Origin of the sequence: Marivita sp. (assembly GCF_048006345.1) — a bacterium.
GTDB lineage: Bacteria > Pseudomonadota > Alphaproteobacteria > Rhodobacterales > Rhodobacteraceae > Marivita.
The window spans coordinates 2,009,807-2,025,379 of record NZ_CP180351.1; the positions used below are offsets into that span (position 1 = coordinate 2,009,807).

12 protein-coding genes are annotated in these 15,573 nt (G+C 61.6%); 5 read left to right on the forward strand and 7 right to left on the reverse strand.

The features are described from left to right. Positions 1 to 121 precede the first annotated feature (121 nt). From ACMVPR_RS09970 to ACMVPR_RS09985, 4 genes are all read left to right on the forward strand, one after another. Positions 122 to 1,639 carry a sugar ABC transporter ATP-binding protein gene (locus ACMVPR_RS09970; RefSeq protein ID WP_416882739.1) on the forward strand — a complete coding sequence of 506 codons (1,518 nt, stop codon included), beginning with the start codon at positions 122 to 124 and terminating at the stop codon, positions 1,637 to 1,639. Continuing rightward, the gene (locus ACMVPR_RS09975; RefSeq protein WP_416882740.1) at positions 1,636 to 2,646 is read left to right on the forward strand and encodes an ABC transporter permease; all 1,011 of its coding nucleotides are present in this window, start codon (positions 1,636 to 1,638) and stop codon (positions 2,644 to 2,646) included. Before ACMVPR_RS09970 ends, ACMVPR_RS09975 begins: the two co-directional genes overlap by 4 nt. 26 nt (positions 2,647 to 2,672) lie before the next feature. Then, positions 2,673 to 3,713, forward strand: coding sequence for a substrate-binding domain-containing protein (locus ACMVPR_RS09980; RefSeq protein WP_416882741.1), 1,041 nt, complete (start codon positions 2,673 to 2,675; stop codon positions 3,711 to 3,713). A 65-nt stretch (positions 3,714 to 3,778) separates the two neighbouring features. Next, positions 3,779 to 4,222, forward strand: coding sequence for an RbsD/FucU family protein (locus tag ACMVPR_RS09985; RefSeq protein WP_416882742.1), 444 nt, complete (start codon positions 3,779 to 3,781; stop codon positions 4,220 to 4,222). Between the two features lie 35 nt (positions 4,223 to 4,257). On the opposite strand, the gene ACMVPR_RS09990 is transcribed toward ACMVPR_RS09985, so the two are convergent. The 3 genes from ACMVPR_RS09990 to ACMVPR_RS10000 form a co-directional block, all read right to left on the reverse strand. Further along, positions 4,258 to 6,765 (reverse strand): cation:proton antiporter, encoded by a 2,508-nt coding sequence (locus ACMVPR_RS09990; protein WP_416882743.1) that lies wholly within the window; start codon positions 6,763 to 6,765, stop codon positions 4,258 to 4,260. 200 nt (positions 6,766 to 6,965) lie between these two features. Then, the gene (locus ACMVPR_RS09995; RefSeq protein ID WP_416882744.1) at positions 6,966 to 7,451 is read right to left on the reverse strand and encodes a hypothetical protein; all 486 of its coding nucleotides are present in this window, start codon (positions 7,449 to 7,451) and stop codon (positions 6,966 to 6,968) included. Beyond that, positions 7,448 to 8,011, reverse strand: coding sequence for a hypothetical protein (locus tag ACMVPR_RS10000; RefSeq protein ID WP_416882745.1), 564 nt, complete (start codon positions 8,009 to 8,011; stop codon positions 7,448 to 7,450). Before ACMVPR_RS10000 ends, ACMVPR_RS09995 begins: the two co-directional genes overlap by 4 nt. A gap of 244 nt (positions 8,012 to 8,255) precedes the next feature. On the opposite strand from ACMVPR_RS10000, the gene ACMVPR_RS10005 reads away from it, so the two are divergent. After that, on the forward strand, positions 8,256 to 8,636 hold the full coding sequence (locus tag ACMVPR_RS10005; RefSeq protein WP_416882746.1) for a carboxymuconolactone decarboxylase family protein: 381 nt from the start codon (positions 8,256 to 8,258) through the stop codon (positions 8,634 to 8,636). A 63-nt stretch (positions 8,637 to 8,699) separates the two neighbouring features. Here the strand turns inward: ACMVPR_RS10005 and ACMVPR_RS10010 are convergent, their stop codons facing one another. From ACMVPR_RS10010 to ACMVPR_RS10025, 4 genes are all read right to left on the reverse strand, one after another. Continuing rightward, on the reverse strand, positions 8,700 to 10,967 hold the full coding sequence (locus ACMVPR_RS10010) for a TRAP transporter permease (RefSeq protein ID WP_416882747.1): 2,268 nt from the start codon (positions 10,965 to 10,967) through the stop codon (positions 8,700 to 8,702). Between the two features lie 147 nt (positions 10,968 to 11,114). Beyond that, positions 11,115 to 12,104, reverse strand: a complete 990-nt coding sequence (locus ACMVPR_RS10015) for a TAXI family TRAP transporter solute-binding subunit (protein ID WP_416882748.1) — start codon at positions 12,102 to 12,104, stop codon at positions 11,115 to 11,117. A gap of 227 nt (positions 12,105 to 12,331) precedes the next feature. Continuing rightward, the gene (locus tag ACMVPR_RS10020; RefSeq protein WP_416882749.1) at positions 12,332 to 13,675 is read right to left on the reverse strand and encodes a sigma-54-dependent transcriptional regulator; all 1,344 of its coding nucleotides are present in this window, start codon (positions 13,673 to 13,675) and stop codon (positions 12,332 to 12,334) included. Then, positions 13,672 to 15,540 (reverse strand): sensor histidine kinase, encoded by a 1,869-nt coding sequence (locus ACMVPR_RS10025; protein WP_416882750.1) that lies wholly within the window; start codon positions 15,538 to 15,540, stop codon positions 13,672 to 13,674. Before ACMVPR_RS10025 ends, ACMVPR_RS10020 begins: the two co-directional genes overlap by 4 nt. Positions 15,541 to 15,573 lie beyond the last annotated feature (33 nt).

The window sequence follows — 15,573 nt, forward strand, 5'->3', positions numbered from 1 at the left end:
CCTCCCCGCTTCCTCCAATGCACACTCCCTTTGTGCGTAGCCTTCAATTTACACTTATGTCAAATCATTTGACAAATGTATTCCGCCCCGCCTACCGTCAGCACATCAGGGGAGGAACCGAGTGGCTGTCGATGCGCTCAGAGTGAACGGTTTGCAAAAATCGTTCGGTAAAAACCATGTATTGCGCGGGATTGATGTGACCTTGGAACCGGGGTCCGTGACCGTGCTCATGGGGGCGAACGGCGCGGGCAAATCCACATTGGTCAAGGTGATCTGCGGACATCACCGCGCCGACGGCGGCAGTATGCTGCTGGCCGGTCAGGCGTTTGACCCCGTGGATGCCGCAGACGCGATCCGGCAAGGTGTCGTCACGGTTCACCAATCCATCGATGACGGTGTGATTCCCGATCTGGACGTCGCCAACAACCTGATGCTGGACCGTCTGGTGGAACGCAGCCACGGACTTTTCGTGCGCGAACGCCACCTTCGCACCGAGGCGGCCAAGGTCGCCGCCGCCATGGGGATCGATGTGAACCTGCGCGCCCGCGTGTCCGATCTGTCGGTTGCGGATCGCCAGATGATCGCCATCGCCCGCGCCATGGCCCGCGCGCCGAAGGTGCTGATCCTTGATGAGCCGACATCGTCACTCTCTGCAACCGAGGCGGACCGGTTGTTCGCGCTGATCGACCGGCTGCGCGCGCAGGGGGTTGCGATCCTTTACATCTCGCATCGCATGTCCGACATCCGCCGCATCGCGGATCGGATCATCGTCATGCGCGACGGGGCGATTTCCGGCACCTTCGACACCGAACCGCTCGACTACGAAGCCGCCGTGACGGCCATGCTGGGCCACCGCATGACCGAGGTGGATGTCGCCGTGCAAAGCGGCACCGCGCCGGTTCTGGAACTCACGGATTTGAGGCTCTTCGAAGACGCCGCCCCGATCAACCTGCACGCCCGCGATGGTGAGGTTGTGGCGCTGGTCGGCCTTCTGGGCAGCGGGAAAAGCCGTCTGGCCGAAGTCCTCTACGGGATAGCCCGCCCAGCCAGCGGCGCGATCCGCATCAACGGCACGGACTACACGCCACGCTCGGTCGAAGATGCCGTGGCACAGGGCGTGTTCATGTCGCCCAAGGACCGAGGCACCAACGCTGTGATCCCCGCCTTCGACATAGCAGACAACATGACCCTGCCCTTTCTCAAAGGTCTGAGCGTCGGGTCGTTCCTCAAGGCCAGCCGCCAGAAAACCCGCGCGCAGGAGATGGTCAGCCAACTTGGCATCGTCTGTCAATCGGTGGGCGACGGCATCAGCACGCTGTCGGGTGGCAACCAGCAGAAGGTGATGATCGCCCGTTGGCTTCTGGAACCGGCAAAGGTGCTCCTGCTTGACGAGCCGTTCCAAGGCGTCGACATCGGCGCGCGGCGCGACATCGGGCGGCACATCCGTGCCACGGCCAAAGGTCGGGCAACACTCGTGTTCCTTGCGGAAATCGACGAGGCGCTGGAGATCGCGGACCGCATCGTCGTGATGAACGAAGGCGCCATCGTCGGAGAACACAAGAACCAGAATGTCGACCTCGCCGCGTTGGTCGCGGACATCTCGGGGGCCCAATTGACCGCAACAGGCACACATCCATGAACGACCGACTACTCGACATTGCCATCCGCTACGGATTCCTGATCCTGCTCTTCGGGATGGTTGTCTATTTCAGCATTGCGGCCCCGGGCTTTTTCGGCCCGCTTTCTGCGGCGTTCGTGCTGCAATCCGTGGCGATCACCGGCATTCTGGCACTCGGCGTGACCTGCACGCTGGTTGTGGGCGGTTTCGATCTGTCCATCGGCGCAGTGGCCACATCGGCGCTGATGCTGTCGGCCTATTCGATGGTGATCCTCGAACACCCGACTCTCGTGGCGGTGTTTCTGTGTCTGGCGATGGGGGCGCTGGTGGGGTTGATCAACGGGCTGTTGATCGTCAAATTCCGTGTGCCCGACTTGTTGGCGACGCTTGGCATGATGTTCCTGCTGATCGGCCTGCAGCGCATCCCGACGCAGGGCAATTCCATTGCCACGGGCATGACGCTGACCGATGGCACAGTGGCCGAAGGCACCTTTTCCGCCGCCTTCCTTTGGCTCGGTCGGCACCGCTTTGATCTGGTCATTGACCGACTTCTGCCCATGCCGGTGGTCATCTTCATCGGCATCGCCGTGCTGATCTGGCTGTTCCTTGGCTTCACCCGGCACGGGCGATTGATGTATGCCATCGGATCGAACGAACGCGCAGCGGCGCTGGTGGGGACACCGGTCAACCGCTACAAGATCGCGGCCTACATGATTTCGGGTGTGACCGCGTCCATCGGCGGCATTCTGTTGGCCGCCCGTCTGGGGCGCGGCGACATCGCCAGCGGCAACAACCTACTTCTGGACTCGGTCGCTGCGGCCCTCATCGGCTTTGCTGTACTGGGCGCAGCCCGGCCCAACGCATTCGGCACCGCCATCGGTGCGCTGTTCGTCGGCATCCTGCTGCAAGGCATGACCATGATGAACGCGCCCTACTACACACAGGATTTCGTCAAGGGTGCGGTTCTGGTCGCAGCCCTTGTATTCACGTTCTACCTGTCGTCGCGTCGCAGCGGCGCAGGACACTGACAATCAGCGATAGGGAGGATATCATCATGCTGAGACGTCACTTCATGGCCCTTACGAGCGCCGCCAGCCTCGCCCTCGGTGCGGGTGCCGCCACGGCGCAGAGCGCCCCCGCCCCGCTGGACAATCCCGGCGACGTGACCATCGCGCTGGTGCGCTACCTGTCCACCGGTGACTTTTTCCAGGCGTATCTGTCGGGCGTCGAGGCGCAGGCCGCAGCACTTGGTGTAAACCTGCGGGTGCTCGACAGCCGTCAGGACGCAGCGCTACAGGCCGACATGGTGGATCAGGCCATCGCGCTTGGCGTCGATGGGATCATCATCCAGCACGGTCTGACCGAGTCCATGCGCGACGCCGCACAGCGCGCTGTCGATGCGGGGATCAAGGTGGTGGCCTTTGATGTGAACGTCGAGAACGAGGCGATCCCGCAGATCGAACAGTCGGATTACCTGCTGGGCAAGCTGGCACTCGAACAGGCCATCGAAGACAACGGCAACAGCTTTGCCGCCGGCTACGTCTACGTGCCAGGCATCGCCCCGCTGGACCGTCGCCATGTCGCGTGGGAAGAGGTTAAGGCCGCCAATTCCGGCATCACCGAAGCGGCGCGCATCGGCACGCTCGACAACCCGATTGCCAACGCGAACGCCAACCAGGCGCGCGCGGCCCTGCAGGCGAACCCGAACATCTCGGTCTTCTTCGCGCCCTATAACGAGTTTGCCAAAGGTGTGAAGATCGCCGCAGACGAGCTGGGCATCGGCGGTGATCTGAGCATCTACTCCGCCGACATCTCGACCGCCGACATCGCACTCATGCGCGAGGCGGGCAGCGGATGGAAAGCAACCGTGGCGACCAACCCGGCGGTTGTTGGGGAAGTGTCCGTTCGCGCACTGGCGCTGATGCTGGCAGGCGAGAACCCGGGCGCATCGGTGATCGTGCCGCCGACCCTCATCACGCAGGCCTTCCTGAACGACAACGATATCCGCAACATGGAAGACCTCGGCGCGAAGATGCCCCAATTCCAGCACGCGGATGTGGCCATGGCCGACTGGATGCCTCTGCCGCCACGCTAAGACCATCAGGCCCGACCCAGCCACGTGCGAGGTCGGGCCTTGCCTTCTGCCAATGGAGCCCTGCCATGTTGATCGGACTGGACCCGCGCCTGACACCTGACCTGCTCTACACACTAGCCCGGATGGGGCATGGCGATGAGATCGTGTTGACCGACCGCAACTACCCGTCAGCCGCTTCTGCCGCGGGGTGCATCGTCAAAGAGGTGATCCATTATCCCGGCCATGATGCGCCGACACTGGCCGACCTGATCACTCAGGTGATGCCGCTTGACAGCTTCCATACCTATTCTGCGCTTCGGATGGAGATCGACAACGCACCCGACACAATTTCGGAGGCGCATCAGGCCGTTTGGGATGTCCTGCAACCGCGCCTGCCCGAAGGCGGCGTACTGTCCAGCATCGAACGGCAGGCGTTTTACAAACACGCGGCCACCTGCTTTGCCGTGGTGCAATGCACCGAAGACCGCCCGTTCGGCTGTTTCATCCTGCGCAAGGGTGTCGTGTACTAAACCTTCTAGCGCCTGCAGTACCGATCCCAGCGCGCCTATTCAGCGGCCCCGGGCATGATTTGCGAAGGAGGAATTCCGCGCTTCTCCGCGCTGGCGCGCACCGCGTTCCGAAGCGAATTGCTCCTTTCAAGAAGCCGCCGGAAACGCGTTTCGTCCAGAACAAGAAAGGTCGAGGGAGCAATCGCACGTACCATGGCGCGTGGGTTTTTCTTGGACAGAACCGCCATCTGTCCGAACATCTCGCCCCGCCCCAAAAGCAGAGTTTGCCGCGCGGTGACAAGTTCAACAGCGCCAGAGGCGATGAAGAAGACGTTTCGAGCCGGGCTGTCCTTGCGCACGACAATATCGTCGGCATTCACGTAGCGGGTCTTGAGAGCCCGCCCCAGCCGTTTTTGTGCCGCCTCATCGAGATCGGCAAAAAGTGGCAACTGGCGGATCAATTCAGCGCGCTGCAACGCGATATCAAGATTGGGCCGCACCTCTTCCAAGATGCGACGGCCGGCAATATCCTGCATCAGAGTTGTAAAGACCTCGGCTCCGATCAGACCGTCATCGCGCATCGCGGTATATTCGCGTTCTTCGATCCGCAGCGCCGTGCGGCGGATAAAGCGCTGCTCCAGCTCTTCGGCATAGCCGGGATATTGCAGCCGCAATCCTTCCAACGCGGTTTCGATGGCATCGTTCCGACGCGAGAGCAAATCCTGCAGGAGGTCGGCAACGCGACGCCCATGAATACGCCGGATGCGCGCCTGAATGAAGTCACCCAGATCACGCAGGATCAAGCGCTGCGACAGCAGCAATTCAAAGCGATCGGCGGTCATCAGCGCCAGCGGACGGGAGAGGCGCACCCGGTTGTGAAGAAACACGGCCATCCGGAAAGTCCGGCCGTAGGAGATGCTGCGCCGGGCCGCGCGCTGATATCCGCTACGTCCCTGCGTCCGTGCGCCTTCGATAAGACGCTCCGCATCGGAAAGGACCTGTTCCGCGATCCGCGCGGAAATGGTGCGATCGCGGACACGCAGCAGGATGGTGTCGCGTTCCTGACCCGCCAGCGCGATCAGCCCCAGCGTGATGCGGTCCCGGTCCAGAATATCCGCGCTGTCTTCCGCAGATTTCACCGCATCATCCAGACGTGTGCTGAACCGTTTGGCCTCGGACCGGACAATGTCGCGGCTCAGATCATAGTTTTCGGTGGTCGTCGCCACATACTCGCGCACCGTCTGCAAGGCCACGGCGATCACCTGGCGCGACAGTGCCTCGTCGATGGGGGACAGCCGATCCAGACCCAGCCTCCGGATCACCCAGCGCAGCGTCGTGCCCTGCACGATCAGCGTAAACAGCGTGAAACCCGTGGCCAATATCCCGACAAGCCGTTTTGTCTCGACCGGAATGCGGAAACTTTCCGTCACAGCAAGCGCCAGCGCGAGGGTCAAAGCGCCCCGCAGCCCGCCCCACAGGATCACCACGCGGTATGGGCGTTCGACGGGGGGCGATGTGCCGAAAAAGCTCAGGATCGGCAAAAGGCCAAAGAGGATCACCGCCCGCGCGGCAATGGCGGCCAAGACAACCACCGCGACAAGGGCGAAATCTCCCAGACGCACCTCTTCCAGCAAGCGCGGGATCAACAAGGCCGCCAGAATAAAGATCAGCGCGCCCGCCCAATGCGCCAGCACACCCCAGAGTTCACGCAGGTTTGTCCATGTCTGGGGCGGCAAGCGACCCGGAGCGGTCAGGTTCATCGTGATGCCTGCGGCCACCACGGCAATCACGCCGGACGCTCCGATCATTTGCTCCGCGCCGATATAGGCCAGATAGGGCAGCGCGACCGAGATCGACAATTGCGCCAGTTCGTGCTGGTTCACGATCGCCATGATCCAGACCGCGAGCCGCGCCGCCAGCCATCCGGTCAGAGCCCCGCCTGCGATCAGCACCGGAAACTGCGCGACCGCGTCCGACAGTTCCGGGTCGGGGACACCCAGCATCACGAACCCCATGAAAAGGCCGAAAAGCGCAATCGCTGCCGCGTCATTCAACAGGCTTTCGCCTTCGATGATCCGTGTCAGCCGCTGCGGCGCCGAGATTGAGCGAAAGATCGACACCACCGCCGAGGGATCGGTTGTCGACACAATCGCGCCGATCAGCAGACACGCCGCCAGCGGCAGCGCACTTGCCCAGGCAAGAGCGTATCCGACGCTGAGGGTGGCAACGACGACCGCGACGATGGCCAGGACAAGGATCGGAACCCAGTCATCCAGCATTCTTCGCAAGTTCATCCCCAACGTCGCCTGGAACAGCAGGGTCGGCAGGAACACATAGAGGAAGACATTGGACCGGATCGGCAGGGCAAGGATCGCCTCGGCCACGGGGTTGAGCGCGTCCGTCAATTCCGTCTGCAGGAAGAAGGTCGCGCTGGCACCGATCAGAATGCCCAGCGTGGCAAGGATCACGCTGTAGGGCAGCCGAAGTCGCGCCGCGAGCGGCTCTGCCGCGCCGATGACGAGAAACAGCGAAGCGATGATCGTGGTGACGAGGACGATGTCCATTTCTTCACTCTAACGCGGTAGCAAGCCTTGCAGAAGACCAACGAGAGGCAAAAGACCCGTTACCCTCGGGCTGGGTATTATGGGTCAATTGGCTTGGAGCAGGTAACGCCCATCTGTTGCAGGCACAATGCTGCGGCATTTGATTGCCGCCGGATCAAGCGGTTGTTGCCGAAGTCGTGAACGCTCAAGCCGTGCGAGGCTCACATCAGCACCGAAACAACTGCCGCGATCACAAAGGGTACCGGAAGGCTCACAAGGATACGGGTCAATGTCGCCTGACGCCCCATGAAAGACAACTCGTAGGCAAAGATCTTGGTTGTCGAAAACAGCGACCAGGACGTGACATAGGCAATTGCCGCGACCGGCGAGGCCCCAGCCTTGAGTGCGGCGGCGCCAATGGCGAAACTGACGAACGCTCCCCCCGGTGTGAGTGGTCCAAGCGCAATGGCCAAGAGAATGCCAGTGATCCCGGCCTCGGTTCCCAAGAGCTGCCGCACCTGGTCCTCGGGTAGCAATTCGGCAAAGAACCCTGCGCCCAGCAGGGCGACGATCACCCGTGGCGCGGTAAAGAGGAACGTGTCCAGTGACGCTCGGTAAGATGCCCTGCGCCACTCCTCGTTCGGCAATTGCAACCAAAGCCAGATCGCACCCGCCCCGATGAGCACTGTTCCGATGAGAATGTTCACGCGGCGCGCCTTTGCATCAAGGACCGCGCCGCCATCCCCAACAGGACGGGCATCGGCAGGCTCAGCAAGTAGCGGGTCCAGACAAGGTCTGTGGGCAGAAAAGAGAACTCCCAGATCAGGGTGCGGTTCAGTCCCAACAGGCTCCATCCCGAGATGAAAGCGATCACTGCGCCCAAATCCGCCCCAGCCACACCCAACCCTGCAGCAAGCGGGAAAGTCATCATCGGCCCACCTGGAATGGCTGCCCCGCAGGCGGTTGCCACCACCAATCCGCGGACACCGCTTTCCCGACCGATCAACCGCCCGACCCGGTCGCGGGGCAACAGGATCGGCAGGGTCGCCGCGATGAAGATCCCCGCACCGATCTTGGGCGCGAGCACGGCCAGAAAACCGAAGGTTTCAAGCAGAATGTCGCCCACGCGACCCCAACCTGACACGACCCCCACTGCGACCCCGCCCGCAAGTGTCAGGGCAAGGAGCACGAGGAAACTGCCATCGAACACCTTTCGGGATTTCGTCTCGGGCGGCGGGTCAGCCGCAATGTTCTTCAATGAGGGCATCGTCGAGATGTGTCCGTATGTCCAAGAGGACCATGTGTATGTATCGCGGGACCGGTGCGGGACTGCAATCGTCTTCGACGGATTTGTCGATGCAGATCCGCCCGTTTGATCGGATGCCTCTGTCCCAGCGTGCAGTAGCGTTCGCGTGTCACAGCGATATGTCATGCTCCGCATCACGCTGGTTGGCCTTGCCTGAAAACCCGTCCAAACTCTTGCGTGACACGGCACAACAGGGAGACCCGCCATGAGCACATTCGACGAAGACCTTTTCCTGAAAGGGCTGGAACAGCGCAAGGCGACGCTGGGCTCAGACTATGTCGAAAAGAACCTTGCCAGCGCCGATGATTTCACCCGCCCGTTTCAGGAAGCAATGACCGCGTGGTGCTGGGGCTTTGGATGGGGCGATGATGTGATCGATCCCAAGACACGGTCGATGATGAACCTCGCCATGATCGGTGCTTTGGGCAAGATGCACGAATGGGAAATCCACTGTCGCGGCGCAATCAAGAACGGCGTTAGCAAAGAAGAGATCCGCGCGATCATCCACGTGGTGGGCATCTATTGCGGTGTGCCGCAGGCGTTGGAGTGTTTCCGCGTGGCGCGCAAGGTTCTGGAAGACCAGTGATCCGCACAAAGAAAGGGTCGGCCCTTTCAGGCCGACCCTTGGTTTGTTGCTGCTCGATGTGTCTCAGTCCGCGCCACGTACCGCGATGCTGGCATTGGGATCAGGGTGCAGGAAGCGCTGGATCAGCCATGCACCTGCGGTCACAGCAATGCCGATCAGGTCTGTCACCAGACCGCCTTCGATCATCAGAAGCGCTGCAGCAAGCAGACCCACGCGGATGAACCACGCCGATCGTTGACCCATGAACCAGCCTTGAACGCTACCTGACAACAGGAACACGCCGAAGGTCGCCGTGATCCCGGCGCGGATCACCTCGAACCACGTGCCGTCCATCAGGAGGGCGCTGTTGTAGAAGAACATGAAGGGCACGATGAAGGCCGCGATGCCGATCTTGAACGAGGCAACCGAGGTCTGCATCGGGTTCGCACCCGAAATACCCGCCGCCGCGTAGCTGGCCAGAGCCACGGGGGGCGTGATGGCTGACAGAACCGCGAAGTAAAACACGAAGAAATGCGCGGTCAGTTGCGGAATGCCAAGCTGCACAAGCCCCGGTGCCACAACCGACGCAGCCACCGCATAGGCCGCCGTTGTCGGCATCCCCATCCCCAGCAGGATCGCGATACACATGGCAAAGAACAGCGCCAGAAGCTGGCTTACACCTGCAAGGTCCAGAAGCACAGCCGAGAAGCGTGCACCGACTCCGGTCAGTGAGATCACACCGACGATGATACCCGCACAGGCACAGACTGCGATGATCTGGATCGACATGATGCCCGCCAGTTCAAACGCCTTGGCAATGCCCCGCAGGGTCATCGGGAACGGGGTCAGCCAGCTGACCACGGCAGCGGCCATCGTCGCGAGCGTACCCGCACGGATCACCGAATACCCCATGAACAGCGCAGCAATCAGAATGATGATCGGGATGAACAGGTAGACCTGACGCACCATCTTGGCGAGTTTCGGCAGTTCATCCTCGCGCATGCCCCGCATGCCCAGCTTGGCCGCCTCAAAATCGACCATAAAGTAGACCGACACGAAGTAAAGGATCGCCGGGATGATGGCCGCGATGGCGATCTCCTGATACGGAATGCCGGTAATCTCGGCCATGATGAAGGCCCCTGCCCCCATGATCGGCGGCATGATCTGCCCACCGGTCGAGGCGGCGGCTTCGACAGCACCAGCAGTCGTCGGACGGTAACCGACCTTCTTCATCAGCGGGATGGTCAGCGATCCGGTCGCCACCACGTTACCGGCAGACGTGCCGTTGATCATACCCATCAGGCCCGAGGCGAAGATCGCAACCTTTGCCGGACCACCCCGTGCGCGACCGGCTGCGGCGAAGGCGAAGTTGACAAAGTAGTCGCCCACTTTCGACGCCTGAAGGAAGGCCGCGAAGATGATGAAGAGGATGATATAAGTCGACGACACGGCCGTAGTCGGGCCGAGGATACCGGCGTCCGAGTAGACATGGCCGAAGAACCGCTGCCAGCTATAGGCGCTTTGCACCGCGAGGATGCCGGGCAGCAGGTGCGCGACGAAAGTGTAAAGAAGGAACACGCCGGTGATGATGACCAGCGCCAGACCGGCAACGCGACGTGTCAGTTCGAGGATCATCGCGGACCCGGCAGTTGCGGCGAATGCCACACCAATCGGCACAAACGGTGTTCCCACGGCGTTGCGGGCTGCGGTCCCGTAGATGGCCACGAGATAGGCCGCCACCGCGATCCCGCAGACGCCAAGCAGGATGTCGGACACCCGAAAGCGATCCCTTGGCGCTGTCTCGAGCCAGCCAAGGACAATGCCGCCCCCGGTTGCGATCAGCAAAGGAAATCCGAAATACCAGACCTCCTGATTGTAAATCGGGGTTCCGGCGAATGCGGGCCATGTGGTCAGCCCACCCATCTCGGGCAGCGTGCCAGAGGCGATTGTCTGTGCGAACCAAAGGCTGGTGCCCAGAGCAAAGAGAGCCGGAATAAACAGCACATAGGCAAGCTTGCCCCAAATGCCGCCCTGCGTGTTCTCGTCCTTGTCCGAGAACAACATGGCGTTGTAGACGACAAAGCCCAAGGCCAAGGCACCCGCGATATGCACGATCCGGAAATTCCAGGTTTCCATCGGGAATTGCGGCAAGAGCGGCACTGTGATCCCGGTATAGGCCGAAATCGAGACCCCGTTGAGCGCCGCCATATGGAACAGCGCATAGACAGCGGCAACCGCTGCCACAATCTGCATCCGCCAGCCCGTAAACAATCTCCGGTTGGCTTCGACCGGCTCTTCGTCGACGCCTTCCGCGATCACCGGCGCGTCGGCCTGTGTGGATTCCTGAACCATTGCCACCTCCCTGGCAAAGCCGCCTTGGCTGCTTGCGTCGGCGCTTCGTGTCATGTGTGAGAAAAGGCATCCATCTTGGCGCAGCCTCTGGCGCGCGGGATGCAAAAAAGCGGCGGCGCGACGTCTGTCGCGCCGCCGGAAGTCAGATTACATGCCGTGGATCATGCTGTCGGGAATGTCAGCGCCCGCGTTGTCCTTGAACCACTGGGCTGCACCGGGATGCCACTTCATGACAGTGTTCTTGTCCCAATGCTCGGGCAGCGTGGCGGTGGCCGCGCGGTGAATGTTCACCATCCGCGCGTTGTCGGACATGACAACGTCAACAGCCGCGTTGACAAAGCTTGCCGGCAGGTCGCAATTCGCAATTGCAAAGTTCCACATAGACACCGACCGCGCAGGTGCGGTCAGCGTCGTATAGGCATCGGCCGAGATCTCGAACGCGGAGACCGGGAAGGCGGCGACGATCTTGGCCTGCTCTTCTTCGGTGAACTCGATGATGTTCACGTCGGTCTGCACTTCAAGCTGCGACACGGCAGGAACCGGAACGCCTGCGGCAAACGCGATCACGTCCAGCAGACCGTCCTGAAGCTGACCACCAAGATCGGACCAGCCGCCGTTGCGACGCTCGAAGTTGACGCCCAGCTCTTCCATCATCCGCGGGAAGTACGTGTCGGATGTCGAGCCAGCCGGACCAAAACCGATCCGGGCACCTGCCGGGATCTCGGAGATCGACGTGATGCCGGACGAGGACAGCGCGGTCACCGAGAACGGTGTCTCATACATCGGGAACATGGCGCAGGCATTAGTCATCTGCAGACCCGGTGCGATCGGGTTTGTTCCTGCCAGCGATTCCGCTGCCGGGCCCATTGTGGTCATGCCGAACTGCGCGTCACCTGTGTGAACCAGCGCCATGTTCTGCATCGGTCCACCGGTGACTTCGGCACCGCCGGACACGCCCAGCTCTTCTGCAACAAGGTTTGCCCAGCCCGAGCCATAGGCAAAGAAGGTGCCGCCCTGCGATGCTGTGCCCACGGTAAAGCTTTCCGGCCAGCCGGTGCGGTCGACATGGCTTTCGGCGAATGCCTGACCCGTGATGGCACAGGTGACGGCAAAGGTGAGTGCTGTGATCTTCTGCATTGGTTCCTCCCAAACGCATACAATGAATGTAACACCCGGCCTGTGTCTCCTCGCCGGGTTGCCGCTCAGGAACCATGTCACCCTGCACGTCGCATAGCGCCGTTACCGCGAACATTTTTTAAAGAACGCGGTTTTTTCCCGCCAATGGGTGGAAAGGGGTACAAACCGCCATTTTCGTGGGTCGCCTTCGACACATCGCCAAGGTTGCGTGGCAGCACGGCCGACGATCAGCTCTCTGGCTCGATGAACGACTCACGCTCCAAGCCGTATCGCTGCATCTTCTCGTAGAGCGTCTTGCGCGAGATTCCCAAGGCTTCGTAGGTCTCTTTCAGCCTGCCCGCATTGGCCGCAAGACTGGCGGCGATCAGTGCCCGCTCATGTTCTGCAACACGCTCGATCAATGTTCCCGCGACCGGTGGAGTCTGATCCGCACCGTCCGGCAGGCCGAGGACATAGCGTTCTGCCGCATTGCGCAGCTCACGTGCATTGCCCGGCCAGTCCCGCGCGGCAATCGCATCCAGAACCGCACCCGGCACCTGCGGTACGGGCTGCTCATAGCGGTCGGCCATTTGCGCCACGAAGGTCAGAAAGAGCATGGGGATGTCTTGTCGACGCGCCGCCAAAGTCGGCATCCGGATGGTCACGACATTCAGTCGATACAGCAAATCGCTGCGAAATGTGCCTTGGGCCGCAGCTGCTTCAAGATCGGATTTCGACGCCGCGATGAAGCGGACATCCAGATCAATCCGGTCATGTGATCCCAGACGGCTGATCGACCGCGTTTCGACGGCATGCAAAAGCTTGGCCTGCAACGCCAGAGGCAGGCTGTCGATTTCGTCAAGAAACACCGTGCCGCGCCGTGCATGTTCGAATTTTCCGGACCGCGCCCGCGTTGCCCCCGCAAAAGCCCCCGCCTCATGGCCGAACAATTCGCTTTCGATCATGTCAGCGGGGAGCGCGGCACAGTTGATCGCCACAAAAGGGCGGTCCGCCCGTTTGCTGGCCGCGTGAAGGGCCTGAGCGGCAAGCCCTTTCCCGGTGCCCGTCCCGCCAACGATCAGGACATCGGCATCGCTCACGGCAACTGTGCGGATCTGGCGACGGACGGTCTCCATTTCGGGGCTGAAACCGCGCAGACCGTCCTTGATCCCGATCAGAGGGGCCATGTCCGTGCGCAGCCTGCGGTTTTCAATGGTCAGTCGGCGCATGTCCAAAGCGCGCCGCACCGCCTCGACCAGCCGTTCGGGCGCATAGGGCTTTTCGATAAAGTCATATGCCCCCTCGCGCATCATGGCCACGGCGAGATCAAGATCACCATGTCCGGTGACGAGGATCACCGGGAACTCCGGGTCTATTTGCAAGGCGGCGCGCAAAAGCTCGGTTCCGTCCATTCCGGGCATACGGATGTCGGTGACAAGGATGCCCGGAAAGTCGGGACCGATCACCGGCAGCGCCGAAGCCGCACGGTCAAAGCACCGGCACTCCAGATCAGCCAGCTCAAGTGTCTGCTGCGCTGCAATCCGCAGCGGTTCCTCATCATCGACGAACAGAACTGGCGCAGGTCCAGTCATTCAGCAGCCGCCAATGACGGGGCTTCGGCCAGTTTCAGTGTCACACTGAACACCGCACCCCCCTCAGGATGATTGCGACCCTCAAGCGTGCCGCCGAAATCGCGCACGATGTTGTAGGAAATCGAAAGGCCCAGCCCCATGCCCTTGCCCGGCTCCTTGGTGGTGAAGAACGGATCGAACAGCTGTGCGATCTCAGCGTCGGTCATGCCGGTCCCCCGATCCCGAACGCGCACATGGACATGACCACCGTCGCGGTCCAACACCAGATCGACGACGGGATCAGGCACATCGCTCATCGCATCGACCGCATTGCTGAGCAGGTTGACGAAGACCTGTTGCAACCGCACCTGTCCACCCTGAACCCATATTTCGCCGTCGATCTCATCACGGCTCACCCGGCAGCCCGAGGCGCGCATCTTGGGTTCAACAATGACAAGCGCTGTGTCCAGCGCACGATTGAGCAGCACCGGTTCGGTCTTTTCGCCGGGGCGTCGGGCAAAATTCCGAAGATGGGTCGAGATTGCGGCCAGTCGGTCGACCATGTCGTCGATCAAGCCGACGTTCTGGCGCACCTTGTCCGGTTCACCCCGATCCAGATAAGCCCCAGCGTTGCGGGCAAAGGATTTCACTGCCGCAAGCGGTTGGTTGAATTCGTGGCTGAGCGCGGCGGCCATCTGGCCCAGCGCGGCGAGCTTGCCCGCCTGGATCAATTCGGTCTGGGTCTGGCGCAGCAGGGTCTCTGCCGCGCGGCGTTCTTCGACCTCCTGTGTGATTAGGCGGTTCGCCGTTTCAAGCTCTGCCGTGCGCTGCGTCACCCGAAGTTCCAGTTCTTCCTGCATCGACAGCGCAGCCGCGATGCGTTCCTGCATCTGGATGCGGCGCTGGATGACCACAGTGGCGATCAGTCCGACCAGCAAGAGCAGCAACGCAGAGACCGCAGCTGTCCCGATGGCGCGGGTCCACGCCTGCTCGCTCGGTGTGAGAAGCGACACCTCCCAGCCGGCTTCGGGGATCATCTGGCTTTGCACGATGAACCGCTCGACCGGACCCGTGTCATTGGTAATGGTGACCTGACGGAACGTGTCGTCGAACGGCTCTTGCTCGGTCTGCAACGGCACAAGCCGATCCATCGGGTATTTCTTGGTGTCTTCGATCGCCGCACGGGCTTCGGGGCTGAGCGGTCCCAGCGACCGAAAATGCCATTCCGGACGGCTGGCCATGAAGATCACCCCGGCATCGTCCAGCACAACAATCTCGTTTGCCCCGTCGCGCCAAGCATCCTCGAACGCATCAACGGTAAATTTCACAGCCAGCACGCCAATGATTTCGGATCCGTCGCGGACTGCATCTGCAAAGAAATAGCCACGCTCGCCTGACGTGGTTCCAAGAGCGAAGAACCGCCCCCGCTCGCCAGCAAGCGCCCCTGTGAAATAGGGACGGTAGGCAAAGTTCCGGCCAACGAAGGACAGCGCTTTCCAGTGGTTGCTGGCGGCAATGGTCAGACCGGTCGGGTCGATCAGGAAAATGTCGGACAGACCCACCTCTTCTGCAGTCAGGTGAAGTTCGTCGTTCACCCGATCAATCAAGGCGGTGTCCGAAGGATCGCGCAGCGCGCGCGCAAGGTCAGGGCGCTCTGCGATCAGACCCGGCAATGCCTCGAAACGGCGCAGGGATCCGGTCAGGCCCTCGACCGCAAGCGTCAGGGTCGATGCCTCGCGCTTGCCCAATTGGCCTAGATAGATGCGTTCCAGCCCAGGCAACAACAGAACAAGCGTCGCCAAAAGCACAGCCAGCCCGCCCAGGATCAGGCCAAGCGCCCAGTGCCGTGTGCTGCCACGGTGTTTGATGTCTGCAGAACGCGTCATGGCGCGAAGATGCGTCCATTTGCAGGCCGAGAC

What these genes read in the sequence shown, in the direction of transcription:
- ACMVPR_RS09985 (WP_416882742.1), top strand. Translation starts at nt 3,779, where the DNA reads ATGTTGATCGGACTGGACCCGCGCCTGACACCTGACCTGCTCTACACA.
- ACMVPR_RS10005 (WP_416882746.1), top strand. Translation starts at nt 8,256, where the DNA reads ATGAGCACATTCGACGAAGACCTTTTCCTGAAAGGGCTGGAACAGCGC.
- ACMVPR_RS10010 (WP_416882747.1), bottom strand. Translation starts at nt 10,967, where the DNA reads ATGGTTCAGGAATCCACACAGGCCGACGCGCCGGTGATCGCGGAAGGC.
- ACMVPR_RS10000 (WP_416882745.1), bottom strand. Translation starts at nt 8,011, where the DNA reads ATGCCCTCATTGAAGAACATTGCGGCTGACCCGCCGCCCGAGACGAAA.
- ACMVPR_RS09980 (WP_416882741.1), top strand. Translation starts at nt 2,673, where the DNA reads ATGCTGAGACGTCACTTCATGGCCCTTACGAGCGCCGCCAGCCTCGCC.
- ACMVPR_RS09990 (WP_416882743.1), bottom strand. Translation starts at nt 6,765, where the DNA reads ATGGACATCGTCCTCGTCACCACGATCATCGCTTCGCTGTTTCTCGTC.
- ACMVPR_RS09975 (WP_416882740.1), top strand. Translation starts at nt 1,636, where the DNA reads ATGAACGACCGACTACTCGACATTGCCATCCGCTACGGATTCCTGATC.
- ACMVPR_RS10015 (WP_416882748.1), bottom strand. Translation starts at nt 12,104, where the DNA reads ATGCAGAAGATCACAGCACTCACCTTTGCCGTCACCTGTGCCATCACG.
- ACMVPR_RS10025 (WP_416882750.1), bottom strand. Translation starts at nt 15,540, where the DNA reads ATGACGCGTTCTGCAGACATCAAACACCGTGGCAGCACACGGCACTGG.
- ACMVPR_RS10020 (WP_416882749.1), bottom strand. Translation starts at nt 13,675, where the DNA reads ATGACTGGACCTGCGCCAGTTCTGTTCGTCGATGATGAGGAACCGCTG.